Raw genomic sequence first — 25,069 nt, forward strand, 5'->3', positions numbered from 1 at the left:
GGGATAGTTTGGCCGGATAGGACACAGCGAACCGATCGACCGGACGGTCTCCTTCCCGGGTCCCGTCAGCTACGGCGCGACCCTGGCCCCGTGGCGGCGGGGGGCGGGGGACCCGACCTTCCAGATCACCCCCGACGGCGCGATCTGGCGCACCAGCCTGCTCGCCTCCGGACCCGTGACCGCCCGCATCGTCCGCGCCGGACCTACGGCCGTCGACACCCGGATGTGGGGCCCGGGGGCCGTCGAGTTCGCCGACGCGCTGCCGGCTCTGCTGGGCCTGCACGACGAGTGGGCGGACTTCCAGCCCGAGGAGCCGACGGTCGCCGCCGCGGCCCGGGGCGCCGCACACCTGCGGCTGGGCCGGTCGGGCCGAGTGTTCGAGGCCCTGGTCCCCGCGATCATCGAGCAGCGCGTCCCCGGGGCCGACGCGTTCCGGGCGTGGCGGACGCTGGTGAACCGGTTCGGCGGGCCGGCGCCGGGTCCGGCACCCGCGCGGATGCGGGTGTTCCCGCCCGCCGAGGTCTGGCGGACCATCCCGTCGTGGGAATACCACCGGGCCAACGTCGACCCGGGCCGGGCCCGGACCGTCTTCCTGGCCGCCGGCCGCGCCGACGCCCTCGAACGACTGGTGTCCCGCCCGGCCGAGGCCGCCCGGACCGCGCTGATGTCCCTGCCCGGGGTCGGGGTGTGGACCGCCGCCGAGGTGGCGCAACGGGCGTTCGGTGACGCCGATGCGCTGTCGGTCGGCGACTATCACGTGTCCAAGATGGTGGGCTGGACGCTGGTCGGGCGTCCGCTGGACGACGCCGGAATGATCGAACTGCTCGAACCGATGCGGCCGCACCGGCACCGGGTGGTTCGGCTCCTCGAGCTCAGTGGCCTTGCCGCGGCCAGAGGCGCACCGCGTCGCGGTGCGCGGCTTCCGGTGCAGAACATCCACGCGCTGTAGTCCGGGTTTGCATCTGCGGGCACCGGGTATGCGAGCGCCATGGCGACAAATCAATTCACCATTCCCGGATTGACCGACAAGCAGGGCGCCCAGGTGGCCGAACTGTTGCAGCGGTCGTTGAGCACCTACAACGACCTGCACCTCACCCTCAAACATGTGCACTGGAATGTGGTGGGTCCGAACTTCATCGGAGTGCACGAGATGATCGACCCGCAGGTCGAACTGGTCCGTGGCTACGCCGACGAGGTCGCGGAACGCATTGCCACCCTTGGTTTTTCACCGCAGGGAACTCCCGGTTCGATCATCCGCGACCGCGACTGGGACGACTACTCGGTGGGCCGGGACACCGTTCAGGCCCACCTGGCGGCGCTGGATCTGGTCTACAACGGTGTCATCGAGGACGTCCGCAAGGCCATCACGGAGACCGATGAGCTCGACCCCGTCACGCAGGACATCCTGATCGGGCACGCCTCCGAACTGGAGAAGTTCCAATGGTTCGTCCGGGCGCACCTGGAGAACTCCGGTGGCCGGCTGGCCCACGAGGGCAAGAAGACCGAGAAGGCCGCGGCCGGCAAGGCACGCTGACCCTGACCTGTCCGGACCCACGCACCGCGCGCCCCGTCAACGGTCGACGGGGCGCGCGGTCGCGGGTGTCAGTCCGCGACCAGCTCGTCGAGCAGGTCGTCGCGGACCGGTCGATCGGCAAGCTCCTCGGCGCGGCCGAACAGCAACGGGTAGGCGATGCCGGCGATCGCAGCCCCGACCAGGGGTGCCAGCCAGAACGCCCACAGCTGGGCCGGGGCGCCGTCACCGTTGAAGAACGCGACGGCGGTGCTGCGGGCCGGGTTCACCGACGTGTTGGAGATCGGGATGGAGATCAGGTGGATCAGCGTCAGGGTCAGGCCGATCGCCAACCCGGCGAAGCCCTTTGGCGCCCGATCGTCGGTGGCACCGAGGATCACCAGCAGGAATACGGCCGTCAGGACGATCTCGGCGATGAGCACCGCGGCCAGGGAGTAGCCGCCGGGTGAGTGCGCACCGAACCCGTTGGCCGCCATGTGGCCGGTTGCCTCGAATCCCGATTTGCCGCTGGCAATGAGATAGATGACCGCGCCGCCGATCAGGCCGCCGACCACCTGCGCAATCCAGTAGACCGGCAGCACTTTCCATTCCACGCGGCCGGCGATGGCCGCACCCAGGGTGACGGCAGGGTTGAAGTGGCCGCCGGAGATGACGCCGAAGGCATAGACGCCGGTGAGCACGGTGAGGCCGAAAGCCAGTGCGACACCGAGGAATCCGATGCCCAGATGGACGCCGTCCCCGGACATGAATCCGGCGGCGAACACAGCGCTGCCGCAACCACCGAGGACCAGCCAGAACGTGCCGATCGTCTCCGCGGACAACCGGTGGAACATGGTGGGACGTTGCATGTCGTCGACCTTTCGCCGGAAAATAGTTTGCTATTCACCGTGACACGCCCTCAGCATCAGAACAGCCGTTGAGAGCAAACCGTCTCCACCGGTTTGCTATCTCGTTACACGTCGGACGGCTCCCTTCCCCGCGAGTGTGCGCGTCGGTCCGCCGACACGCCGCGCTGGACGTGCTTTTGTGCACGTTCGCCGATCCTGTTGTCAGCAGATGCGGTGCTGTACTTCGCCGATTTCGTCGAGAACGAGCCGCAGGCTGTCGCCGGGCCGCAACCAGTTTCCGGTCTCCATGCCCGAACCGCCGGGCAGGGTGCCGAGCCCGATCAGCTCACCGGGCAGGAGTTGCTCGTCACGCGATGCGTGCGCCAGGACGTCGCCGACCGACCATTGCAGCCCGGCGCTGTCGACTGTGCTGACGGTCTTGCCGTTGATCTGGACCGAGCCGGTCAGCCGATCGATGCGGGGCAGCACCTCGTCGGCAGTGACCGCGGTGGCCGACATCGACGAGCAGAAATGCTTGGACTTCTGCGGTCCCAGACCGGAGGTCATCTCGGCGCGTTGCACGTCGCGCGCGCTGAAGTCGTTGAGCAGGACGAAGGCGCCGACTGCGTCGAGGGCCTCCGCCGGCGACGCGTTCGTCAGCGGGGCGCGCAGGACGAAGGCGAGCTCCAGCTCGAAGTCCAGGCCGCGCGAATAGGACGGGAAGGCCACCGGAGTGCCGGTGGGGACGATGGTCATGGCGTTCGACATGTAGTAGATGGGCTGCCGGTAGAACAGCTTCTTCGGCTTGAACGCCGGAAACGTTGTCCGGGTGAGCGTTTCGAATGTCGACGTCACCAGATGACTGGCCGAGTGGAACCGGCGGATCATGCCGCGGGCGGCGTCGATGTTGTGCCGCTCCGAGAGCATGAAGTCCCGGAACGACAACGGCTGGAACGGCAACAGCGCGTCCGTGTGCTGCAGGTGCCGGTCGGCCGTCGCGAGTTCCCACTCACCGGTGAACGGCGACGGGGCCAGTGGCGAGGGCTCGGTGAGCTCACGCCACTGACCGTCGGCGAGGTACTCGGTGCGCAGCCCGGAGCTGGTGCGTACCCGGCGCAGTTTCAGGCGTCGAGATCCTGCTCGACCAGCGCGGCGATCTGGTCCAGGACAGCGGGATCGTCGGACTCCACCGTGACCTGGGCGCCGTTGCCGGCCCCGAGGGTCATGATCATCAGCGCCGAGCCGGCGTCCACCGGTTCGCCGCCGTCCACGGAGAGTGTGACGTTGGCCCCGGAGTTGACGACGGCCTCGGAGATGACAGCGGCTGGGCGGGCGTGCAGGCCGACGGCCGATCCGACGGTGACGATCTTGCTGGGCATGTGGATGTGCTCCTTATCTGCGTGACGTCGAGATCGACGTTGTGCACGGTTGTACTCGAACGAAGTCGCCCATACGTGCGTTCGGGCGACTCTACGCGGTGGCGGTTGCCGGTGTGGCGAGCTCGGCGTCGGACTTTCCGGTGAACTGTTTGGCGGCGACGACGCAGATCGCGCCGACGACGGTGCCGGCGGCCAGTGCCGCCAGGAACCACAGCAGGTTGCCGATCGCGAAGAACACGAAGATGCCGCCGTGCGGCGCACGCAGGGTCACGTCGAACGCCATGACCAGCGCACCGGTGACGGCGCCGCCGGCCATCATCGACGGGATCACCCGCAGCGGGTCGGCCGCCGCGAACGGGATGGCACCCTCGGAGATGAACGAAGCACCGAGAAGCCATGCCGCCCGACCATTTTCGCGTTCCGGCTCGCTGAACAAGCCGGGACGCACCGTGGTGGCCAGCGCCATTGCCAGGGGCGGCACCATGCCGGCCGCCATGACCGCCGCCATGATGCGCAGCGACGCGATATCGGTGGTCGAGAGGCCGGCCACGGCGAATGCGTAGGCCGCCTTGTTCACCGGGCCGCCGAGGTCGAAGCACATCATCAGGCCCAGGATGACGCCCAACAGGATCACCGAGCCGCCCGTCATTCCGTTGAGCCAATTGGTCAGCCCGGTGGTGATCGCGGCCAGCGGGCGGCCCAGCAGCAGGAACATCAGCAGACCCACGATGAGGGAGGCTCCGAGCGGGATGATCACCACCGGCATCAGTCCTCGGAACCATTGCGGCACCGACCATTTACTGATCCACAGGGCGGCGAATCCGGCGATCAGACCGCCCACGATGCCGCCGATGAAGCCGCCGCCGACGAACACCGCCACCGCGCCGGCGGTGAAGCCGGGGGCGATACCGGGCCGGTCGGCGATGGCGAACGAGATGTAGCCGGCCAGCGCCGGCACCAGGAAGCCGAAGGCCAGTCCGCCGAGGCTGAACAGCACCGCCCCGAGATACTGGGTGAACCCACCGGGTGGCAGGTTGGTCAGCGTATTCGTGGTGGCGATGATGTGCGCCAGCGAATCGGTCTTGCCCTCGGGCTTGTTGGCGATGTCATAGCCGGCGAACAGAAAGCCCAGGGCGATCAATAGACCGCCGGCGGCCACGAACGGGATCATGTAGCTCACGCCGGTGAGCAGGATCTGCCGGATCCGGGTGCCCCAGCCGACGTCGGACGAACCCTCCGTGGCCGCGCTCTCCGCGGCGGAGCCCTCGACACGGGCTGCATTCGGATTACCAGCTGCCGCAACGGCTTCGGCGATCATCGTGTCCGGCTCGTTGATGGCGCGCTTGACCCCCGAGGCGATGACGGGCTTGCCGGCGAACCGGCCGCGGTCCTTGACGCCGACGTCGGTGGCGAAGATGACGGCGTCGGCGCCGGCGATGGTGGCCGGCGCCACCGGGGTGCTGCCCGAGGAGCCCTGCGTTTCCACGATCAGGTTCACCCCGGCTCGCTCGGCGGCCAGTTTCAGCGCGTCGGCGGCCATGTAGGTGTGCGCGATCCCGGTGGGGCAGGCGGTGATCGCCACGATCGACTTCTGTTGGGGCGCAGCGGCCGGTGGCGCGGCGGCGGCCGCGGGTGCGGCCGGGGCCGGATTGACCACACCGTCGACCAGGGCGACCACCTCATCCTTGGACGAGGCCGCCCGCAGCGACTGCACGAACTCGGGGCGCACCAGCGCGCGGGCGAGGCTGGACAGTAACTTCATGTGCTCGGCGCCGCCGGAATCCGGTGCGGCGATCAGGAACACCAGGTCGGCCGGGCCGTCAGGGGCGCCGAAGTCGACGGGTGGACTGAGCCGGGCGAAACCGATGGTGGGCGTGTCGACGTAGGGGGAGCGGCAGTGCGGAATGGCGATGCCACCGGGCAGGCCCGTGGCCGACTGGCCCTCCCGCGTCATCGCCGCGCCAGTCAGCCCGGCGGCGTCGGTGGAGCGCCCGGCACCGGCGAGAGTGGTTGCCAGACGGCCGATCACGGCCTCCTTGTCGGCTCCGGCGTCGACGTCGAGCAGCACCAGATCGGATGTCGTCACGGACGGGGTCGGATTGGTCATATCGACTACTTTCGTCGGATCGGCGGGTGGGGTTTCAGTGGGTGTTGGGGGACGAGACCACGGACGTGACGCGGACGGCGTCGAGGTTCAGTTCGGCCGGTGACGGCAGCGCCGAGCCGGGCAGGGCCGCGGCGGCGCTGCCGTAGCCGACGGCCATCCGCAGTCGGTCGGCGGCGTCGCACCCGACCACGTCGGCGCGCAGGAATCCGGCCAGCGACGAGTCGCCGGCGCCGACGGTGCTGCGGGGGGTGATCGGCGGCGGTGCGGCGATCCAGGCGCCGTCGGCGTCGACCAGCACGGCGCCCGCGGCGCCCAGGGTGGCCAGGACCGCGCCGACGCCGCGGCCGATCAGCTCACGCGCCGCCGCGATCACCGGTGCCGGATCCCCGTGCTGCACCGAGGATTCGAGTTCCTCGGCGGACCGGCCCGACAGCCCGGCCAGCTCCTCCGAGTTGGGCTTGATCAGATCCGGGGCGGCGCGGTCGAACCCGGCGGCCAGCGCAGCCAGCGGAGCGTCGGAGGTGTCCACAGCCACTCGGCAGTCCAGCCCGCGCAGCCGCGCGACCACGTCCGCGTACCAGCCGTCGGGAACACCGGGCGGCAGCGATCCGGACAACACCACCCAGCTCGCGGTGGCGGCACGGTCCAGCACGGCGGCCGTCAGCGCGTCGAGTTCGGCCGCATCGAGGCGGGCGCCGGGCTCGTTGAGTTTGGTGGTGGTGCCGTCGGGCTCGGTGATCGCCAGGTTGGTGCGGACGGTGCCCCGCACGGCGACGTGCGCGGCCGGGACGTCGGCGCCGGACAGCAGCGTCAGGAACGGGTCGGCGGCTGCGGCGGGCAGTATCGCGATCGCGTCCACCCCGGCCAGCGTCAGCGCGCGGGCCACATTGACGCCCTTGCCGCCGGGTTCGCTGGACACCGACGACACCCGGTGTACCGCACCGCGGGTCAGCGCCGACGACAGCGTCACGGTGCGGTCGGTGCTCGGATTGGGCGTGACGGTGACGATCACGACGGATCCTGACCGGCCGGAGCGAGCATCACGTCGACTCCGTTCGCGCCGAGCTCGGCTCGGTCGGCCTCGGGTATCCCGGTGTCGGTGACCAACGTGTCGACCTTGGAGATGGGGGCGAAGCTCACGAACTCCTCCTGTCCGATCTTTGATGAATCAGCCACGGCAACAACATAATTCGCACAATCGACCATTGCCCGCTTGACGGCGGCCTCCTCGCTGTCCGGTGTCGACAGGCCGTGCCGGACGGTGATTCCGTTGGTTCCGATGAAGGCGACGTCCACCCGCATGGTGTCCAGCGCCCGCAGGGTCTGTTCCCCGACGGCGGCCTGCGTGAGCCCACGTACCCGGCCGCCGAGGAGTTGGAGGTTGACCGCGGGCAGTGTCGAGACCCGCGCGGCGATGGGCACGGAGTTGGTGACGACGGTCAGCTCACGATCGGTGGGCAGCAGCGCCGCCACCCGGGCGGTGGTGGTTCCGGCGTCGAACAGCACGCTGCAGCCGCTGAGGGGAAAGAAGTCCGCGGCGGCGCGGGCAATGGCGTCCTTGTGCGCGGTGTGAGTGGCGTCCCGTTCGACCACGCCGGTCTCGACGACGTGCAGTGACCGGACGGGAACCGCGCCGCCGTGGACGCGGCGCAGTAGGCCGGCGCGGTCGAGGATGGCCAGATCGCGGCGGACGGTCTCGGTGGTCACCGAATAGGCCTCGGCCAGTTCGGCGACGGAGGCACGTCCATGGGAGAGCACCAGGGCGGCGATGGCCTGCTGGCGTTCCTCCGGGTACAAAGCCTGCTCCAGTATTCGTTGGTATTCGTGTGGGTTTCCACGTTCCGTTGTGTTGCTTTGTGTTGTTTTACGCTTAGACATGTGGTGTTGTCAAGGAATTTGTGTAACCTGCTTCACATGACCACCACCTCTGCGCCCGCATCACATGCCAGCAGCCCCGGTTCCGTCCTGACCGGGGTTCCGGTCGTCCCCGGCGTCGCATACGGGCCGGTGATCCGGCCCGGACGGCACCCGGTGCTCGACACCGCTGCGTCGGCCCCGGATGTCGCCGAGGGTGACCGGGATGCCGAGGTGGCGCGCTTCCAATCCGCGGCCACCGCCGTCGCCGACCGCCTGCGCGAGCGCGCCGCGCATTCCACCGGCTCGGCCGCGGAGGTCCTGGCCGCCACCGCTCAGCTGGCCCAGGACCGCGCCTGGCTGGGCGAGAGCGAGAAGCGGATCAAGGCGGGCACTCCGGCGGTCCGGGCGACGGCCGAGGCGGTGGCCAAGTTCGCCGAGATGTTCACCAAGATGGGCGGACTGATGGCCGAGCGGGTCACCGATCTGCAGGACATCCGCGATCGCGTCATCGCCGAGTTGTCGGGGTTGCCCGAACCGGGCGTCCCGACGCCGGATGTGCCGTCCATCCTGTGCGCCGAGGACCTCGCGCCCGCCGACACCGCCGGCCTGGATCCGACGCTCATCATCGGGCTGGCCACCACGCTCGGCGGTCCCACCAGCCACACGGCGATCATCGCGCGCCAGCTGGCCATCCCGTGCGTTGTGGCCACGCCCGGGCTCGACGACGTCGCCGCCGGCGAGCTGGTCCTGATCGACGGCGTCCGGGGCACCATCGAGATCGCGCCGGACGCCGCCGCTGCCACCTCGGCGGTGGAGGCCGCTGCACGCGCAGCCGCGGCCGCGGCGAACTGGTCGGGTCCTGGCGCCACCAAAGACGGTGCGGCGGTACAGATTCTGGCCAACGTGCAGGACGGTGCGGCGGCGCGGGTGGCCGCGCAGGCACCTGTCGAGGGCGTCGGCCTGTTCCGGACCGAACTCTGCTTCCTCAACCGTGAGACCGAGCCGTCCGTCGAGGAGCAGGCGCAGATCTACGCCGAGGTGCTCGAACCGTTCGTCGGCCGCAAGGTCGTGGTGCGCACCCTGGACGCCGGATCGGACAAACCGCTGAAGTTCGCCAACAGCCCCGACGAGGCCAACCCGGCGCTGGGGGTTCGCGGGATCCGGACGTCGTTCGACAATCCGGGGCTGATCGAGCATCAGCTCGCCGGGATCGCGGCCGCCGCCGAACGGACCGGCGTCACGCCGTGGGTGATGGCGCCGATGATCGCCACCCCCGAGGAGGCGCGCGACTTCGCCGCGAAGGTGCGGGCACATCACCTGAGCCCCGGGGTGATGATCGAGGTCCCCGCGGCCGCGCTGCTGGCCGACCGCATCCTCGAACAGGTCGACTTCGTCTCGATCGGCACCAACGACCTGGCGCAGTACACGATGGCCGCCGACCGGATGTCGGCGGAGTTGGCCACCCTGACCGATCCCTGGCAGCCCGCCGTGCTCACCCTGATCGGGATCACCGGCCGGGCGGGTGGGGCCGCGGGCAAGCCGGTCGGTGTGTGCGGCGAGGCGGCCGCCGATCCGCTGCTGGCCTGCGTGCTCGTCGGGCTCGGCGTGACGTCGTTGTCGGCGGCCTCGGCGGCGGTCACCGCGGTGGGCGCCAAGGTGGCCTCGGTGAGCGCCGATCAGTGCCGCGAGGCGGCCGAGGCGGTCCTGAAGACCACCAGCAGCGGTCAGGCCAGGGCCGCCGCGCTGGCCATCCTGGGTTAGGGAATAATCGGACTGCGGTCCGGTTTAACCGGGTAACCCTTGAAGGAGGTACCCAAATGCCCGCCATCACCGTGGACACCCGAACCGCTCTGACCCTGCCCCGTCTGTCTGCGCCGGCGCCGACGGACACCGAACGACCCGTGCGATCGGTCACCACCGGCCCGCGCGGCCACGAGGGGGAAGGCTTCCCCGTGGTGCGCGCGTTCGCCGGCGTCAGCGCTGCCGCGCTGGACCCCTTCGTGCACATGGACCAGATGGGTGAGGTCGAATATCTGCCGGGCGAACCGCGCGGCACCGATTGGCATCCGCACCGCGGGTTCGAGACCGTCACGTACATGATCGACGGACGGTTCGCCCACCAGGATTCCCACGGCGGTGGCGGACTGATCACCGACGGCGCCACCCAGTGGATGACGGCCGGATCGGGCATCCTGCACATCGAGACCCCGCCGGCCGAACTGGTCGAGAGCGGTGGCACATTCCACGGCATCCAGCTGTGGGTCAACCTGCCCAGGGCGGACAAGTTCGCGGCGCCCAGGTACCAGTCGATCGAGGGTGGAGAGGTCCGCCTGCTGGCGTCGCCCGACGGCGGCGCGCTGGTGCGCGTCATCGCCGGCCAGATCGACGATCATGCCGGGCCGGGGGCCACCCACACGCCGATCACGTTGGCGCACGCCACCATCGAGCCCGGCGCGCAGCTCAACCTGCCGTGGAACCGTGAGTTCAACGCCCTGGTGTACGTCCTGTCGGGGCGGGGCTCCGTCGGCCCGGTCGGGCATCCGATCCAGCAGGGACAGTTGGCCGTGCTGGGGCCCGGTGACCGGATCACCGTCGCCGCGGAGGGCGCACAGGACTCCAATCGGCCCGCGCTCGAGGTTCTGCTGTTGGGCGGCAAGCCCATTCGCGAGCCGGTGTTCCAATACGGTCCGTTCGTGATGAACTCCAAGGCCGAGGTGATCGAGGCGATGGAGGACTTCAACGCCGGCCGGTTCGGGTCGATCCCGGCCAATGCCCTTCGGCCGCACCGGGTCCAGGGCTGATCACCCGGATCTGTTCTGCGCTGGCGGACAATCCTTCTCGCACTTCGTCGCAGTAACCGCAGAACAGATCAGGTGGGATCCGTAGCGGGGTAGAGCAACTCGAGTTCGCCGAGGTTGGCCGCCACCGTCACCAGGGGCAGTGCATCTGCGACCGGGTGCTCGGCGGCGGCCGCTTCGGCGCGTAGGGCGATCACGAAGTGTTCGGTGATGAGCACGCTGGCGATCGGGACGTTGGTCCGCCCCGACATCCGGTCGGACACAATGGCCGCGTGCGCGTCCAGCACCGTGCGGGTGTTCGGGTACGAGCCCGGACTCGGCGGTGCCGGGATGTCGGCGATCAGGTCGGCCCCCGCGCGCAATTTGGCGGCCCGGTTGGCCTTGCGCACCAGCGGTGCGCGGTGATCGGCGGCCTCCCCGCTCTCCGAAAGATATTGGCGGATAGCGTCATCCACCGTCCGCGCCGCCGTCAGCGCACGATGGCTGAGCTCCTCCACCGGGTCCGGGGACGCGCCGTGGGTGATCCGGAACACCGCGACGCGCAGGTACTCGGTACCGACCTCGAAGGCCGAGCGGATGGCCTTGGACACCGCCGCACCCGAACCGCGTGGCCACAGCAGCACGGACACCACGATGCCGACCGCACCGCCCACCAGGATGTCCTCGATGCGGACCAGCCCGACGCGCCAGCCGGTCGGATGGATGAGGTTGAACACGATCAGCACCAGCATGGTGAACGCGGCCTGGCCGGCGGTGAAGGACCAGACGTCGGGGACGAACGCGGCCAGGAACGCGACCACCGGCAGCACGCACCACAGCACCACCGGGTCGACGCCCAGTGCCTCGATGATCACGGTGCCGATCACGAAACCGGCCGTCGTCCCCGCCACCGCGCGCAACACCTTGGTTCCCGTGGTCAGTGCGCTCGACCGCAGCACCGACATCGCCGCGAGCACCACCCAGAAACCGTGCTGCACCGGGAACAGGTGGGTGGTCGCGACGGCCAGCGCCAGCCCCAACCCGGTGCGCAGACTGTTGCGGACGACCACCGCGCGGGTGGCCAGGTAGCCCGACGGAATGGCGGCGACCGCCCGGGCCTCGGACAGCACCCGGGCCGCGGCCCCCGTCTCGGGCAGATCGCGCCCCAGGACGCGATGCAGTACCGGGCGTGCATCGGCGGCCGCCGCGCCGGCGATGACGCGCCCGGTGATGGCCACCGTCGCCCCGAAGGTCCGCCGGTCGAGCAGTCGTTGCCCAACGGCCAGGGCGGCGGCGTCGTCGGGTTCGCCGAGCAGCTCCGCAATGTCCTCGCGGTAGCGGCCCTGGGCCACCGCCCGCAGTTCGGTCAGCGCCGCGTCGAGTTCGGCCCGGTCGGGTGCGCGGTCGGCGACCCGGGCCACCCGCAGCAGCCGGGCGCACGCCGTCAGCACGCGCACGGCCGGATCCCGCATCACACCGAGGCGATCGGCGGTCTGATCGGTCACCCGGTCGCACAGCCAACCCAGATCGTCGACGACGCGCACCAGGGCGCGGCTGCCCGCAGTCAGGCCCACGGGTCGGTACTCGCTGTTCACGTAGTTGGCGAACAGTGCATTCATCGCGGAGTTGACCTCCCTGGCGCTGGACCGGCCCAGCAGCCGATGGGCCAGCACCTGACAGACCTGGGCCGCGTGCCGGCGCAGGTCGTCGTGATGGCGCGGCGGGAGCAGGAACAGCGCGGCCGGCACCGCGATGACGACCGCGATGCTCCACCCCAGAAGGCGTTCCGGAATGGGGCCGGGCGGTGTACACACCGTCAGGACGAACGGCATCAAGGTGGCACGCCGCGCCGCGGCCACCGCGGTGCTGAGCACTCCGGCGAAGGTGACGCCGACGCCGAGGACGAACATCGTCGTCACGGCCAGCCACGGGATGGGTGAGATCAGCGTGCCCAGCACGATCAGCCCGCCACCGACCACCGCAAGACCGGCGTAGGCGACGGCCCGGCCGCTGCGATTACCCGGGAAGTCGACGACGATCAACAGTGCGATCGAACCGAAGATCGAGAACAGCGGAGTCTGGCCGGTGCCGAACAGCAGGCCGATGCCGGCGGCGACCGGAAGGGTGATGGCGGCCCGGGCGGCGCGGCGCACCGCGTCCAGCTCGGGGTCCTTGGTCTCCAGCCAATCCAGCAGGCGGCGGGCAGCTCCGGTCACGGTGGCACCGTTATCGCCGCCGCGCGGACGTCATTTCGGGGGCGCGGAGGAGAACCGGCCCGAGTCCAGCGCGTCGAGCAGCTGGGTGACCATCCAGGCCAGCCCGGTCGGGTCCGGCGGCCGGGTGGACTGTTCGTAGCCGACCAGCACGTACAGCGACCACGCCGCGAAGAGCTCGGCCTGCCGCTCATCACGCAGGATCTCCAGAGCGGACTCCCGCAGGATCTCGAAGCGCAGTTCGTCCACCTCGACCTGGACGGCCCGCACCTTTGGGTCCAGCGCGCTCCATACCCGCACGGCTGCCTCGGCTCCGTGGGGCAGCGCCTTGCCGATGTCGAAGATCGCGTCGATCCGCCGGCGCGGGTCCGTCATGGTGCGCAGGTGCGCGACGCGCACCCGGGTGGCCGCCGGCAGCCACTGCTCGACGAGCTCGCCGGTATACGCGGACCAGCTGGGGAAATAGTGATAGAAGGAGCCGCTGGTGACGCCGAGCCGGCGGCAGACCTCGGCGAGTTTCAGGCCGGCGTAGCCGCGGTCGGCGAGCACGTCGAGACCCGTCTCGAAGTACGCCTCCCGGCTCGCCACCGTCACCATGGCAGCAACCATAATTCCGCCGGCCGACGGCGGGCCGGACGGGGTGTGGAATGGCCCGTCATGGCACACTCGTGGGGTGCCGCAAACCGGGAAACGTGGACCTGGCCGCCCCCCAGCAGCGCAGGCCGCAGACACCCGGGAACGAATCCTGCGGGCGGCGTGCGAGGTTTTCACCGAGCTGGGCTACGACGCGGCCACCTTCCAGGCCGTCGCGTCCCGGTCGGATCTGACCCGGCCCGCGATCAACCACTACTTCTCCAGCAAGAAGGTCCTCTACAACGCGGTCCTCGACCAGATGAACGCGCGACTGCTCGCCGCCGCGGCGACGCGGGCGCAGTCCGGGCACACCCTGGTCGATCGCCTCACGATGTTCATCGAGGCCGCCATCGAGGCGGACGAAGAGAATCAGTCGGCGGCCGGTTTCCTGTCCACCGCGGTTCTGGAGGGTCAACGCCACCCCGGGCTGACAACTCCGGAGAAGGACCCGCTGGAGCTGTTGCGGCAGATCCTCAAGTGGGCCGTCGCCGAGTCCGTCGCATCCGGTGAGCTGCCCGCGGCCGCGGACACCACGGGGCTGGTCGATCTCCTGTTGTCGATGGTGTGGGGAATGGGCTTCTTCGCCGGCTTCGTCGGGGGGCACGAGGAGCTGCGGCACATGACCGTGCAGATCCGGCTGCTGTTCGAACACCGGCTCACGGAGTCAGCTCCCGAGCAGTCGTGAGGAGTCACCGATGAGCGGTCGGCGCACCGACGACGACAGCTGGGATATCGCCACCAGCGTGGGATCGACCGCCGCCCTGGTGGCGGCGGCCCGGGCGGCCGACACCGAGCTGCCCGAGCCACTGATCCGGGACCCGTATGCGCGCATGCTGGTCGAGCGTGCGGGAACCGGCGTCTGGACGCACATGCTCGACGGGTCGGTCATCGACCAGTTGCGCGACCTCGACCCGGAGATCGCCCGCATGTTCACCCACATGCGCAACTACCAGGCGGTGCGGACACACTTCTTCGACGCGTACTACGCCGCGGCCGCCGCCGCCGGTATCCGGCAGGTGGTGATCCTCGCGTCGGGACTGGACTCGCGTGCCTACCGGCTCGAATGGCCGTCGGACACGGTCGTTTACGAAATCGATCAGCCGAAGGTGCTGGAGTACAAGGCCGAGACGCTGACGGCCAACGGCGTGCGACCCAATGTGACGCGCCGCGAGGTGGCCGTCGACCTTCGCTCCGACTGGCCGGCCGCGCTGCGGGCAGCGAGATTCGATCCGGGCGTGCCCACCGCGTGGTTGGCCGAGGGTCTGCTGATGTATCTGCCCGCCGACGCCCAGGATCGGCTCTTCGAGAACGTCACCGACCTCAGTGCTCCCGGCAGCCGCATCGCGGTGGAGACGGCGCCGACGCGGGCCGAGGACCGTCGTGAGGCGATGCGCCAACGGTTCATCCGGGTGGCCGAGCACTTCGAGCACGAGCAGCCCCTCCAGTTCGGCGATCTGTTCTACAACGATCCGGCCCGGGCCGATCCGGCGGTCTGGTTGGAACAGGCCGGATGGACGGTCGACGCACTTCCCGCCGCCGACGAGATGCGGCGTCTGGACCGATGGCTGGACATGCCCGGCGCGGACGACCCCGACGCGTGGTCTTCGTTCGTCGTCGCCGAACGCTGACCGGCGGGTTCGGCGAGCGGCGTGGTTCCGCGAGCACGAGGCCCGCCGAACGCTACCGGCGGGTTCGGCGAGCGGCGTGGTTCCGCGAGCACGAGGCCCGCCGAACGCTACTGACGGACCCGCTACCTGCGAACCTATCGGGCCAACCGGGCGGTTGGTTACTATGCGGGGGACTTGGCTGCCGCTGGAAGGACGCACGATGACCACCGATTCGATCGACACTGCCGCACCGTCGCAGCCGCGGAGCATTCCGGACGTGGTGGCCGGCGTCCGCCGGACCTTCGCCGCCGGACGTACCCGGCCCGTGGAATGGCGGCGTGCGCAGTTGACGGCGCTCTCGAAGATGATGAGCGAGAACGAAACCCGCATCGCCGAGGCGCTGGCCACCGATCTGGGGCGCAAGCCGTTCGAGGCGTGGCTGGCCGACGTCGCCAGCGTCGTCGCCGAGGCCGACGACGCCGCCAAGAACGTCGGCAAGTGGACCAAGCGCAAGCACCGACTGCTCGAACGCTCGCAGCTGCCCGGCCGCGCGTGGATCGAATACGAGCCGTACGGCACGGTCCTGATCATCGGCGCCTGGAACTTTCCCTTCGCGCTGACGCTGGGCCCGCTCGTCGGCGCCCTCGCCGCCGGCAACGCCGTGGTGCTCAAGCCGTCGGAACTGGCGCCCGCGAGCTCCGCGATGATGGCCGAACTCGTTGCGCGCTACCTGGACCGGGACGCGATCGCCGTGGTCGAGGGCGACGGCGCGGTCAGCCAGGAGCTGATCGCCCAGGGCTTCGACAAGCTGTGCTTCACCGGCGGCACCGAGATCGGCCGGCGGGTTTACGAGGCCGCCGCGCCGCACCTGACCCCGGTCACCCTGGAGTTGGGCGGCAAGAGCCCAGTGATCGTGGCCTCCGACGCCGATATCGAGGTCGCGGCCAAGCGCATCGCGTGGACCAAGCTGATCAACTCCGGCCAGATCTGCATCGCCCCGGACTACGTGCTGGCCGACAAGTCGGTGAGCGACAAGCTGGTGGCCGAGATCCGGAAGTCCATCGAGCACTTCCGCTCGCAGGACACCGGCGGCATGCGAATCGTCAACGAACGGCACTTCAACCGGCTGACCGCGGCCATCGCCGCCACCAAGGGCACCGTGGCGCTCGGCGGCGGATCGGACGCGGCCACCCTGACCATCGAGCCGACCGTCGTGGTGGACCCCGACCCGGCCGAGCCGCTGATGACCGACGAGATCTTCGGGCCGATCCTGCCGATCCTGACGGTGGCCAACCTCGAGGAAGCCGTCGACTACGTCAACTCCCGGCCCAAGCCGCTGGCGGCCTACTTGTTCACCAAGGCCAAGGCCACCCGGGAACGCGTCATCACCGGAGTGCCGGCCGGCGGGATGATGGTCAACCAGCTGCTCTTCCAGTTCGCCACGGCCAAGCTGCCATTCGGCGGGGTCGGCCCGTCGGGTATCGGCGCCTATCACGGCCGGTTCGGCTTCGAGGAGTTCAGCCACCGCAAGTCGGTGCTGACCAAGCCGACCCGACCCGACCTCGGTGCCATGATCTACCCCCCGTATACAGAGAAGGCGTGGAAACTGGCGCGCAAGATCTTCTGAGTCGCACATCGTTGAAAGGAACCAGCTAGATGCCCGGAGTGCAGGATCGTGTCGTCATCGTCACCGGTGCGGGTGGCGGTCTGGGGCGTGAGTACGCCCTGACCCTGGCCAAGGAGGGCGCCTGCGTCGTGGTCAACGACCTCGGCGGCGCGCGCGACGGCACCGGCGCCGGACACAACATGGCCGATCATGTGGTCGCCGAGATCAAGGAAGCCGGCGGTCGGGCCGTGGCCAACTACGACTCGGTGGCCGAGACCGCGGGTGCGGAGAACATCGTCAAGACCGCCCTCGACGAGTTCGGCAAGGTCGACGGTGTGGTTTCCAACGCGGGCATCCTGCGCGACGGCACCTTCCACAAGATGACCCCGGAGAGCTGGGACGCCGTGCTCAAGGTGCACCTGTACGGCGGCTTCAACGTGATCCGCGCCGCCTGGCCGCACTTCCGCGAGCAGAGCTTCGGCCGCGTGGTGGTGGCCACCTCGACCAGCGGCCTGTTCGGCAACTTCGGTCAGGCCAACTACGGTGCGGCCAAGCTGGGCCTGGTCGGCCTGATCAACACGCTGGCCCAGGAGGGCGCCAAGTACAACATCAAGGCCAACGCGCTGGCGCCGATCGCGGCCACCCGGATGACCGAGGACATCCTGCCGCCCGAGGTGCTGAAGAACCTGACCCCGGAGTTCGTGGCGCCGGTGATGGCCTACCTGTGCACCGAGGAGGTGCCCGACACCGGCTCGGTGTTCATCGTCGGCGGCGGCAAGGTGCAGCGCACCGCGCTGTTCCAGAACGAGGGCGTCACCTTCACCGCACCGCCGTCGGTCGACGACGTCGCGGACCGCTGGTCGGAGATCGACGACCTGTCGGCCGCCAAGCAGGCCACCTTCAATCTTCGCTGACTCTCATGAAAGCCTGTGTCGTACAGGAACTCTCGGGGCCGTCGGGCATGTCCTACATGGACGTGCCCGACGTCACTCCGGGCCCGGAGTCGGTGCTCGTCGACGTCCGGGCGGCCGGGGTGTGCTTTCCCGACCTGCTGCTGAGCAAGGGTGAGTACCAGCTGAGGCTGCCGCCACCGTTCATCCCCGGCATGGAGGTGGCCGGTGTGGTGGCTGCCGCTCCCGATGGCTCGGGATTGGCTGTGGGACAACGGGTCTGCGCCTCGGTGCTGGGCGGTTACGCCGAACAGGTGGTCGCGCCCGTCGCCAACGTCAAACCCAGCCCGGCCGAACTCGACGATGCCGAGGCGGTTTCGCTGCTGGTCAACTACCACACCATGTACTTCGCGTTCGAACGCCGGGCGGCGCTGCGGCCCGGCGAGACCGTGCTGGTGCTCGGCGCCGCCGGCGGCATCGGCGCAGCCGCCATCCAGGTGGCCAGGGCAATGGGTGCCAGGGCGATTGCCGTCGTACATCGTTCGGCGGCAACGGAATTCGTCGCCGGGCTGGGTCCCGATGCGGTCATCCCGCTGTCCGACGGCTGGGCCCAGGCGGTGCGCGACGCCACCGGTGGCCGCGGCGTCGATGTGGTGGTGGATCCGATCGGCGGCCCCGCCTTCGACGACGCGATCCGGGTGCTGGCCACTGACGGGCGGCTGCTGGTCATCGGCTTCGCCGCCGGCGCGATCCCGACCGTGAAGGTCAACCGGCTGCTGCTGCGCAACGTGGGCGTCCTCGGCGTGGGATACGGCGAGTACATCAACCGGGATCCCGCCGCCGGCGTGGAGTTCACCGAGGGGTTGGCGCGATTGGTGGCCGCCGGACTGAAACCGCCTCCGCCGGTGCGCTTTCCGCTGTCCGACGGCTCGGCGGCACTGCAGCTGCTCGACGACGGCGGCGTCCACGGCAAGCTGGTCCTGGAGCCGTGAGCCCCCTGGCCGGCGAGTGCGCGTGAGGATCGCAGCGAAGCGAGGACCGGAGCGCGTGGGAGCCGAGCCGTGAGCCCCCTGGGCCTGGTCCTGGTAGCCCTGGCCATCGCGATCGGACTGGTCGGCATCATCGTGCCGATGCTGCCCGGTGCCCTGCTGGTGCTGGGATCGATCGGCGTGTTCGCATTCTTCGAAAGGTCCACCGTCGGCTGGGTCACCCTCGGTATCGCCGCAGCGCTGTTCGTGGCCACCGAGGTGATCAAGTACACCTGGCCGGTCAAACGCATGCGCGCCGCCGAGGTCCGGACGTCGATCCTGGTGGTGGGTGCGCTGTGCGGCGTCGTCGGATTCTTCGTCATCCCCGTCATCGGACTGCTGATCGGCTTCGTCCTCGGGGTGTTCGTCGCCGAGCTGGTCACCTGCCGCGACGCGGCACGGGCGTGGACGTCGACCGTGCATGCCCTGAAGGGGGTCGCGCTACTGGTGGGGGTGGAGTTCACCGGCGCGCTGCTGGCCGCCCTCACGTGGGCGGTCGCGGTCATCGCATCCTGACGTTCGGCTGCGCCGACCGGGCGAAAATCCCGACCGGCGCACCGGCCTGTGGTAGGAACCAAGGTGTAGCAGGTGAGCTACATCACATTCCGGCCGGTGATCCGCGTCCGGACGGGGTCAGGTCGGTGGCGGTATGGGTTCGATCGTCAGGGTCTTCACTGTTCCGCTAGCGGTCATCGGATCCGCGCTCGCGGCGTTGTGGGCGGCCGTCAACCCGGTTGTCGTCACCCTGGCGTCGGTGACCGCACTGATCATGGGCGGGACCCAGCATCCACTGGTCGGGTTCGGACCGCTTGCCGAAACCGACAGTGCCGTAGGCAATTACCTCGATCTGATCACCGACAACTACATCAACTTCACCGTTCCCGGGGGCACCACCGTCAACGACGTCGCGGTGTACACCCCCGAAGAGTTCTGGCCCGCGTACGGGACCAGAACGTTCGACGAGTCGGTGGCCATCGGCATCGCCAACCTCAGCGCATGCCTGGCCGGCGGGACCTGTCCGCGCAACGAGGCGTTCGGTACACCGTCGGCCGGCGATACCTTCGTGGTGTTCGGCTATTCACAGAGTGGCCGGATCGTCACGAACGTCAAGCGCAGCCTCATCGACGCCTACTCGAACCTGGGCTGGGACCAGGCGCCCGACGCCTCGTTCATCATCGTCGGCAACCCGGACCGCCCCAACGGCGGGCTCCTGGAAAGGTTTGCCGGACTGTGGATCCCGTTCCTGAACGTCACCTTCGACGGTGCGACGCCGACCAACAGTTGCGACACCGCCGGCTGTCACCTGCCGACCACCGATATCGCCTACCAGTACGACGGATTCGCCGACTTCCCGTCGCATCCGCTCAATCTGCTGGCCGACCTCAACGCCCTGCTGGGCATCGCGTTCAACCACGGTTCCTACCCCGACCACCCGCTGACCGACGCGGTCCCGCAGGGCACCTACGGCGACACCTCGTACTACATGATCCCGGCCACCACGCTGCCACTGCTGCAACCGATCTCCTGGCTGATGCCCGACGCACTGGTCGCGCTACTGGACGCGCCGCTGCGCACCATCATCGAGATGGGATACGACCGTTCGACCAGCCCGGGCGTGCCGGTGACCGCGCAGCTGTTCCGGTTCTCCCCGGTGCGCGACCTCATCACCATCGGCATCGCGGTGGCCACCGGGATCGACGATGCACTGTCGATGGTGTTCGGGAATCCGGACTTCCGGCCGCTGGGCACCAAACCGGCCGGGATGTACGGCGTTCCCGAGTTCAAGTGGTCGGACCTGTTCGGCGCGCCGACGCCGGTCGCGCCGGAGAAGATCGCACCTGCCGACACCGACCGCGTGGCGGCGACCGTTGCCGCCCTGTCAGCGGGTGACGGCGGAACCGCACCCGAGACTCCGGCCACCACGACGGAACCGAAGCCCACCGCCGATCCAGCGCCCACGACGGATCCGACACCTACCGCGGACCCGACGCCTTCGGAGGAGCCCACCCCGTCGCAAGACCCGGAACCCACCGAAGAGGCCACCGAAGAGTCCTCGGAAGAACCCACGCCGTCGGAGGATCCGAAGCCGTCCGAGGAACCGACGGTGGATCCCGAACCCACCGAGCCCGCCGAGGAAGACACCGCGGCGACGCACGAGCCCGCCGCCCCGAGTGCTGACAACGACGCCGGGGACGGGGCCAAGAACGTCAAGGACGCAGGCAGCTCCGACGAGCATCAGGCGGCGGCGAGCCAGCCGTCGGCGGGCGGGGATTCGGCCGACGCGAAATAGCGTAAGCGGTCAGCCGAGCAGCGCGATGCGCAGCTTGGCGACGTCCTCGTCGGTGACGCCGGCGGCCCGCAGGTAGCCGTCCACCGAGCCATGGTCGTCGGCCACGGTCGCGAGCGCCGCCTCGAGGTACTCCGGGCGCACCCCCAGAACCTCGTCGGACAACCGGGCTTCGGTGAATTCCGCTGCCTCCGAGGGCATTCCCTCGTCGAACCGGCTCGCGATCATCTCCATGATCTGGGTCCGCAGCTGCGGAATGGCGGCATTGCTCTGCAGGTAATCGGCCATCACGGCGTCGTGGTCCACCCCGGCGGCCTGCAACAGGACGGCAACGCCGAAGCCGGTGCGATCCTTGCCGGCGAAGCAGTGCGTCAGCATCGACCCGCCCCCCGCCAACAACGTCACCATGTGGCGAACGGCCATTCGCGCCCCGGGGGCCTGGGCGAACCGCCGGTACTCCTCGGTCATGTAGCGCTGTCCGGCCTCGAGAACCGATTCGTCGTCGGGCTTCTCGGTCAGCAGACGCTGGAAGGCGTGCTCGTGCGGGGAGTCGCCCTCGACCACCGCGACGATGTCCAGGAACGGCAACAGATGCACCCTGACACCGTCGGGAACCAGGTCGCCGCCGTGACGTTCGACCTCCCGCGGTGAGCGCAGGTCGGCCACGTCGGTCAGCTCGATATCCCGCAACTGGCGAAGCCCGTCGTCGTCGAGCTTGGTCAGCTCACCCGAGCGGAACAACACGCCGGGTCGCACCGCGCCACCGGTGGAGCTGCTGACGTCGCGGAAGTTCCAGCCACCGGAGAGGTCGGTCACTTCGGCACGACCGCGGCCGCCAGCGGGGTCTTCTCCCGGCCGAGTTCGGTGCGGGCGATGGTGCGCAGGTGGACCTCGTCGGGGCCGTCGAAAATGCGCATCGCACGTTGCCAGCCGTACATGCGGGCCAGCACGGTGTCATCGGAAACGCCTGCGGCGCCGTGGGTTTGGATGGCCCGATCGATGACGTTGCACGCCATCAGCGGTGCGACGGCCTTGATCTGGGACACCAGCCCGTGCGCGGCCTTGTTGCCGTGCTGATCGATGGTCCACGCGGCCTTGTGGCACAGCAGCCGGGCCTGGTCGATCTCGTTGCGGGACAACGCAACCGCGTTCTGCACCATGCCCTGCTCGGCCAGCGGCTTGCCGAACGCGATACGCGAGTTGACCCGTTCGACCATGAGCGCCAGCGCCCGCTCGGCCACCCCGATCGCACGCATGCAGTGATGAATGCGGCCCGGACCCAGCCGGGCCTGGGCGATCGCGAACCCCATGCCCTCCTCGCCCAGCAGGTTGCTCGCCGGCACGCGAACGTTGTCGTAGACGATCTCGGCGTGGCCGTGCTGGTCCTGCCAACCGAACACGCTGGTCGAGCGCTTGATGTTCACCCCAGGGGTATCGACGGGCACCAAGATCATCGACTGCTGCTGATGGCTGGCCGCGTCGGGGTTGGTACGGCCCATCACGATCAGGATCGCGCAGCGCGGATCGTTGGCGCCGGAGGTCCACCACTTGGTGCCGTTGATGATGTAGTCGTCGCCGTCGCGCACGATCTGGGTCTGGATGTTGCGCGCATCCGAGGAGGCCACCGCCGGTTCGGTCATCGAGAACGCGCTGCGGATCTCACCGGCCAGCAGCGGCTCGAGCCATTGCTTTCGCTGCTCCTCGGTCGCGAACAGGTGCAGGGTCTCCATGTTCCCGGTGTCCGGCGCGGCGCAGTTGATGGCTTCCGGGGCGATCTCGGTGCTCCAGCCGGAGATCTCGGCCAGCGGCGCGTACTCGAGGTTGCTCAGGCCCGACTCCGAGGGCAGGAACAGGTTCCACAGGCCCTGGGCCTTGGCGAGCTTCTTGAGGTCCTCGACCACCGGCGGAACGGTGAAGTCCTTCGGACCCTTCTCCGCGCGGTAGGCGTCGTATGCCGCCTCGGCGGGAAAGACGTGTTCGACCATGAAATCGGTCAGCTTGTCGTGGTATTCCTGCCCGTTGGCCGACATCGCGAAGTCCATGCGGCGAGCTTAATCACCATCCCAACCAGGCAGTTGGTCCGCCCCCGGGCGGGACGAATGACATCGATGTGATTCATCCACATTGTGGAAAAAACCTGTGGACAACCGGGGCGCCCGTGGCGGTACAGTCCGACCGTGAAACTCGAGGTCGGTGTGGCTGCCGTGGTGGTTCTGCTGCTGGGAGGCTTACTCGGCAATGCCGTCGTGGTGGATCGCAGCGAGCATGCGGCCGAACCGTTCGGCGGCGGCCACGTCCTGGACCTGCCGGGCGTGGACCTCAACGTGCGCGAGTACGGGCCGCCGGGCGACCGGGCGGTAGTGCTGCTGCACGGCTACACGGCGTCGGTCGAGTGGTGGGAACCGGTGGCCCAGAAGCTGGCTGCGGCGGGACGACGGGTGATCGCGATCGACCTCGTCGGTCACGGCGGGTCCGAGGCTCCGCGGGATGCCGCGCAGTACGGCGCCCAGGGACAGGCCACCCCGGTGCGCCAGGCGCTGTCGGCGCTCGGCGTCCGGCACGCGGTTCTCATCGGGCACTCCATGGGCGGTGCGGTGGCCACCGCGGTGGCCGAGGCCGAACCGGATCTGGTGCAGCGCGTCGCGGTGTCCGACACCCCCGGCGATAACGGACTTGTCGTGGTGCCCCGCATGCACGACGTGGTGTGCGCCCCGATCGTCGGCCCGGCCGCCGACCGGTTCCGTGCCATCGACACGTTCGACGGACCGTCGTTGCAGACCGGCTTCGCCGCCGACTACCCGGTCCCCGACTTCGCCTACCGGTCCCTGAAGCGACTCACCCATACCGGGGTCTGTGACTCCGACGTCGTCGAAGAACTCAACGCCGACAAGGCGATAGCCGACCGGTTGGCGGTCCTGGGTAAACCCGTCCTGGTGATCTGGGGTGAGCGTGATGTGCTCACCCCGACGGCGGACAACGTCGCGCGCTACACCAGAGCCGGGTTGCCCCCGCATGTCATCGCCGGGTCGGGGCACAGTCCGATGGTCGAGAAGCCGGACGAATTCGTCTCGGCGGTAAGCGAATTCGCGACGGTCAGCTGAGGCCGCGGGAGATGACCAACCGCTGGATCTGGTTGGTCCCCTCGAAAATCTGCGTGATCTTCGCTTCGCGCATGAACCGTTCGACGCGGAAGTCGCGGGTGTAGCCCACCCCGCCGAACACCTGGACCGCGTCGGTGGTGACCTTCATCGCCGCATCGGTGGCGGTCAGCTTCGCGATGCTCGCCTGCTGCGAGTACGGCAGCCCCTGATCCTTGCGCCGCGCGGCATCGATATAGGTCGCCCGGGCGGCGCCGGTGGCCGCGGCCATGTCGGCCAGCAGGAAACCCAGCCCCTGATGGTCGGCGATCTTGCGGCCGAATGCGGTGCGCTCATTGGCATAACGGACCGCCTCGTCCAGCGCGGCCTGGGCGATCCCGACGGCGACCGCGGCGATGCCCAGCCGGCCGGCATCCAAGGCGCTGAACGCAATTGGCAGACCCTGGCCCTCGGCGCCGATCAGTCGGTCGGTATCGACGTGGGCGTTGTCGTAGAACGCCGACGTGGTGGGCACGGCGTGCAGGCCCATCTTGTCCTCGGGCTTGCCGAACGACAGCCCGGGCAGATCGCCGGGCACCAGGAAGCAGGACACCCCGCGGGAGCCCTCGCCGGTGCGCGCGAACAGCGTGTAGAAGTCCGCCTTGCCGCCGTGGGTGATCCACGCTTTTGCGCCGTTGAGGGTGTAGCCGGTGTCGTCGCGGGTGGCCTTGCAGCTGAGCGCCGCCGCATCGGAGCCGGCCTGCGACTCGGACAGGCTGTAGGCACCGATCTGTTCGCCGGAGAGCATGCCGGGCAGCCAACGCTGCTTCTGCTCGTCGGTGCCGAACGTCAGTAGCGGGTGGGACGAGAGGCTGTGCACGCTGACCGCGACGGCCACGGCGGCCCAGCGCGCGGCGATCTCCTCGAGCACCTGCAGGTAGACCTCGTAGGGCTGGCCGCCGCCGCCCCACTCCTCGGGCTGCGGCAGGCTCAGCAACCCGGCGGCGCCGAGTTGCGCGAACACGCCGTCGGGGTAGGTCTCGTCCCTCTCGTGCTGATCGACGATCGGGTCGAGCACTTTGTCGGCGATGTCGCGGGTGAGCGCGATCAGGTCGGCGGCGTCCTCGGACGGCAATAGGCGGTCAACCGGCATGGTTGGACATCCTAGTTTTCCGCGCGGACGGTATGGCACCCCCGGTCGAGGGGGCGTCGAGCGTGGGGGATATGGACGCCTCGCGGCGATTTCGGTG

Annotated in this window: 23 protein-coding genes; 12 read left to right on the forward strand and 11 right to left on the reverse strand. The window is 69.3% G+C overall.

Annotation, left to right across the window (positions count from 1 at the left end):
* The first annotated feature begins 34 nt into the window (after positions 1-34).
* Positions 35-949 carry a DNA-3-methyladenine glycosylase family protein gene (locus U0R18_RS17540; RefSeq protein ID WP_526370979.1) on the forward strand — a complete coding sequence of 305 codons (915 nt, stop codon included), beginning with the start codon at positions 35-37 and terminating at the stop codon, positions 947-949.
* Between the two features lie 39 nt (positions 950-988).
* Complete coding sequence (locus U0R18_RS17545; protein ID WP_526370715.1) at positions 989-1,534, forward strand: Dps family protein; 546 nt, start codon at positions 989-991, stop codon at positions 1,532-1,534.
* A gap of 68 nt (positions 1,535-1,602) precedes the next feature.
* On the opposite strand, the gene aqpZ is transcribed toward U0R18_RS17545, so the two are convergent.
* The 6 genes from aqpZ to U0R18_RS17575 all read right to left on the reverse strand — a co-directional run bounded on the left by aqpZ (position 1,603) and on the right by U0R18_RS17575 (position 7,641).
* Positions 1,603-2,379 carry an aquaporin Z gene (gene aqpZ / locus U0R18_RS17550; protein WP_526370717.1) on the reverse strand — a complete coding sequence of 259 codons (777 nt, stop codon included), beginning with the start codon at positions 2,377-2,379 and terminating at the stop codon, positions 1,603-1,605.
* Positions 2,380-2,580: 201 nt separating this feature from the next.
* Entirely contained in the window at positions 2,581-3,483 is a 903-nt protein-coding gene (locus tag U0R18_RS17555; protein WP_526370981.1) for a fumarylacetoacetate hydrolase family protein, read from the reverse strand.
* The gene (locus tag U0R18_RS17560; RefSeq protein ID WP_526370719.1) at positions 3,480-3,737 is read right to left on the reverse strand and encodes an HPr family phosphocarrier protein; all 258 of its coding nucleotides are present in this window, start codon (positions 3,735-3,737) and stop codon (positions 3,480-3,482) included. Before U0R18_RS17560 ends, U0R18_RS17555 begins: the two co-directional genes overlap by 4 nt.
* Before the next feature lie 91 nt (positions 3,738-3,828).
* Positions 3,829-5,844, reverse strand: a complete 2,016-nt coding sequence (locus U0R18_RS17565) for a PTS fructose transporter subunit IIABC (protein WP_526370721.1) — start codon at positions 5,842-5,844, stop codon at positions 3,829-3,831.
* A gap of 34 nt (positions 5,845-5,878) precedes the next feature.
* On the reverse strand, positions 5,879-6,856 hold the full coding sequence (pfkB, locus tag U0R18_RS17570) for a 1-phosphofructokinase (protein ID WP_526370723.1): 978 nt from the start codon (positions 6,854-6,856) through the stop codon (positions 5,879-5,881).
* Complete coding sequence (locus U0R18_RS17575) at positions 6,853-7,641, reverse strand: DeoR/GlpR family DNA-binding transcription regulator (protein ID WP_526370725.1); 789 nt, start codon at positions 7,639-7,641, stop codon at positions 6,853-6,855. Before U0R18_RS17575 ends, pfkB begins: the two co-directional genes overlap by 4 nt.
* A gap of 117 nt (positions 7,642-7,758) precedes the next feature.
* Here U0R18_RS17575 and ptsP point away from each other — a divergent pair, with 117 nt between their 5' ends.
* Positions 7,759-9,462 carry a phosphoenolpyruvate--protein phosphotransferase gene (ptsP, locus tag U0R18_RS17580; RefSeq protein ID WP_526370727.1) on the forward strand — a complete coding sequence of 568 codons (1,704 nt, stop codon included), beginning with the start codon at positions 7,759-7,761 and terminating at the stop codon, positions 9,460-9,462.
* A 56-nt stretch (positions 9,463-9,518) separates the two neighbouring features.
* Positions 9,519-10,502, forward strand: a complete 984-nt coding sequence (locus U0R18_RS17585) for a pirin family protein (protein WP_526370729.1) — start codon at positions 9,519-9,521, stop codon at positions 10,500-10,502.
* A gap of 68 nt (positions 10,503-10,570) precedes the next feature.
* Here U0R18_RS17585 and U0R18_RS17590 read toward each other — a convergent pair whose 3' ends face one another.
* Both U0R18_RS17590 and U0R18_RS17595 read right to left on the reverse strand, forming a co-directional pair.
* Positions 10,571-12,694, reverse strand: coding sequence for an FUSC family protein (locus tag U0R18_RS17590; protein WP_526370731.1), 2,124 nt, complete (start codon positions 12,692-12,694; stop codon positions 10,571-10,573).
* Between the two features lie 30 nt (positions 12,695-12,724).
* Entirely contained in the window at positions 12,725-13,288 is a 564-nt protein-coding gene (locus U0R18_RS17595; RefSeq protein ID WP_526370733.1) for a TetR/AcrR family transcriptional regulator, read from the reverse strand.
* A 76-nt stretch (positions 13,289-13,364) separates the two neighbouring features.
* On the opposite strand from U0R18_RS17595, the gene U0R18_RS17600 reads away from it, so the two are divergent.
* From U0R18_RS17600 to U0R18_RS17630, 7 genes are all read left to right on the forward strand, one after another.
* Positions 13,365-14,009 carry a TetR/AcrR family transcriptional regulator gene (locus tag U0R18_RS17600; RefSeq protein WP_526370735.1) on the forward strand — a complete coding sequence of 215 codons (645 nt, stop codon included), beginning with the start codon at positions 13,365-13,367 and terminating at the stop codon, positions 14,007-14,009.
* A 10-nt stretch (positions 14,010-14,019) separates the two neighbouring features.
* The gene (locus U0R18_RS17605) at positions 14,020-14,952 is read left to right on the forward strand and encodes an SAM-dependent methyltransferase (RefSeq protein WP_526370737.1); all 933 of its coding nucleotides are present in this window, start codon (positions 14,020-14,022) and stop codon (positions 14,950-14,952) included.
* 199 nt (positions 14,953-15,151) lie between these two features.
* Complete coding sequence (locus tag U0R18_RS17610) at positions 15,152-16,558, forward strand: aldehyde dehydrogenase family protein (protein WP_526370739.1); 1,407 nt, start codon at positions 15,152-15,154, stop codon at positions 16,556-16,558.
* 29 nt (positions 16,559-16,587) lie between these two features.
* Positions 16,588-17,451 carry an SDR family oxidoreductase gene (locus U0R18_RS17615; RefSeq protein WP_526370741.1) on the forward strand — a complete coding sequence of 288 codons (864 nt, stop codon included), beginning with the start codon at positions 16,588-16,590 and terminating at the stop codon, positions 17,449-17,451.
* Between the two features lie 5 nt (positions 17,452-17,456).
* The gene (locus U0R18_RS17620) at positions 17,457-18,419 is read left to right on the forward strand and encodes an NADPH:quinone oxidoreductase family protein (protein WP_526370743.1); all 963 of its coding nucleotides are present in this window, start codon (positions 17,457-17,459) and stop codon (positions 18,417-18,419) included.
* 69 nt (positions 18,420-18,488) lie between these two features.
* Positions 18,489-18,971, forward strand: coding sequence for a DUF456 family protein (locus U0R18_RS17625; protein WP_526370745.1), 483 nt, complete (start codon positions 18,489-18,491; stop codon positions 18,969-18,971).
* A 133-nt stretch (positions 18,972-19,104) separates the two neighbouring features.
* A complete protein-coding gene (locus U0R18_RS17630; RefSeq protein WP_526370747.1) occupies positions 19,105-20,745 on the forward strand; it encodes a PE-PPE domain-containing protein in 1,641 nt (546 codons plus the stop codon).
* A gap of 9 nt (positions 20,746-20,754) precedes the next feature.
* Here U0R18_RS17630 and U0R18_RS17635 read toward each other — a convergent pair whose 3' ends face one another.
* The gene (locus tag U0R18_RS17635; protein ID WP_526370749.1) at positions 20,755-21,558 is read right to left on the reverse strand and encodes a tyrosine-protein phosphatase; all 804 of its coding nucleotides are present in this window, start codon (positions 21,556-21,558) and stop codon (positions 20,755-20,757) included.
* Positions 21,555-22,772 carry an acyl-CoA dehydrogenase family protein gene (locus tag U0R18_RS17640; RefSeq protein ID WP_526370983.1) on the reverse strand — a complete coding sequence of 406 codons (1,218 nt, stop codon included), beginning with the start codon at positions 22,770-22,772 and terminating at the stop codon, positions 21,555-21,557. The genes U0R18_RS17635 and U0R18_RS17640 overlap by 4 nt, the downstream gene beginning before the upstream one ends.
* A gap of 147 nt (positions 22,773-22,919) precedes the next feature.
* Here U0R18_RS17640 and U0R18_RS17645 point away from each other — a divergent pair, with 147 nt between their 5' ends.
* Positions 22,920-23,843 carry an alpha/beta fold hydrolase gene (locus tag U0R18_RS17645; protein ID WP_526370751.1) on the forward strand — a complete coding sequence of 308 codons (924 nt, stop codon included), beginning with the start codon at positions 22,920-22,922 and terminating at the stop codon, positions 23,841-23,843.
* Here the strand turns inward: U0R18_RS17645 and U0R18_RS17650 are convergent.
* Positions 23,836-24,972, reverse strand: coding sequence for an acyl-CoA dehydrogenase family protein (locus U0R18_RS17650; RefSeq protein ID WP_526370753.1), 1,137 nt, complete (start codon positions 24,970-24,972; stop codon positions 23,836-23,838). The two genes, U0R18_RS17645 and U0R18_RS17650, sit on opposite strands and share 8 nt — an antisense overlap.
* Positions 24,973-25,069: the final 97 nt, after the last annotated feature.

This window comes from Mycobacterium sp. (assembly GCF_046330795.1).
Lineage (GTDB): Bacteria > Actinomycetota > Actinomycetes > Mycobacteriales > Mycobacteriaceae > Mycobacterium.

Excerpts from the sequence above, each read along its gene's own strand:
- U0R18_RS17595 (WP_526370733.1), bottom strand. The coding sequence starts at position 13,288 with ATGGTGACGGTGGCGAGCCGGGAGGCGTACTTCGAGACGGGTCTCGAC.
- aqpZ (WP_526370717.1), bottom strand. The coding sequence starts at position 2,379 with ATGCAACGTCCCACCATGTTCCACCGGTTGTCCGCGGAGACGATCGGC.
- U0R18_RS17605 (WP_526370737.1), top strand. The coding sequence starts at position 14,020 with ATGAGCGGTCGGCGCACCGACGACGACAGCTGGGATATCGCCACCAGC.
- U0R18_RS17610 (WP_526370739.1), top strand. The coding sequence starts at position 15,152 with ATGACCACCGATTCGATCGACACTGCCGCACCGTCGCAGCCGCGGAGC.
- U0R18_RS17640 (WP_526370983.1), bottom strand. The coding sequence starts at position 22,772 with ATGTCGGCCAACGGGCAGGAATACCACGACAAGCTGACCGATTTCATG.
- U0R18_RS17620 (WP_526370743.1), top strand. The coding sequence starts at position 17,457 with ATGAAAGCCTGTGTCGTACAGGAACTCTCGGGGCCGTCGGGCATGTCC.
- U0R18_RS17585 (WP_526370729.1), top strand. The coding sequence starts at position 9,519 with ATGCCCGCCATCACCGTGGACACCCGAACCGCTCTGACCCTGCCCCGT.
- U0R18_RS17545 (WP_526370715.1), top strand. The coding sequence starts at position 989 with ATGGCGACAAATCAATTCACCATTCCCGGATTGACCGACAAGCAGGGC.
- ptsP (WP_526370727.1), top strand. The coding sequence starts at position 7,759 with ATGACCACCACCTCTGCGCCCGCATCACATGCCAGCAGCCCCGGTTCC.
- U0R18_RS17560 (WP_526370719.1), bottom strand. The coding sequence starts at position 3,737 with ATGCCCAGCAAGATCGTCACCGTCGGATCGGCCGTCGGCCTGCACGCC.
- U0R18_RS17630 (WP_526370747.1), top strand. The coding sequence starts at position 19,105 with ATGGGTTCGATCGTCAGGGTCTTCACTGTTCCGCTAGCGGTCATCGGA.
- U0R18_RS17565 (WP_526370721.1), bottom strand. The coding sequence starts at position 5,844 with ATGACCAATCCGACCCCGTCCGTGACGACATCCGATCTGGTGCTGCTC.
- U0R18_RS17650 (WP_526370753.1), bottom strand. The coding sequence starts at position 24,972 with ATGCCGGTTGACCGCCTATTGCCGTCCGAGGACGCCGCCGACCTGATC.
- U0R18_RS17615 (WP_526370741.1), top strand. The coding sequence starts at position 16,588 with ATGCCCGGAGTGCAGGATCGTGTCGTCATCGTCACCGGTGCGGGTGGC.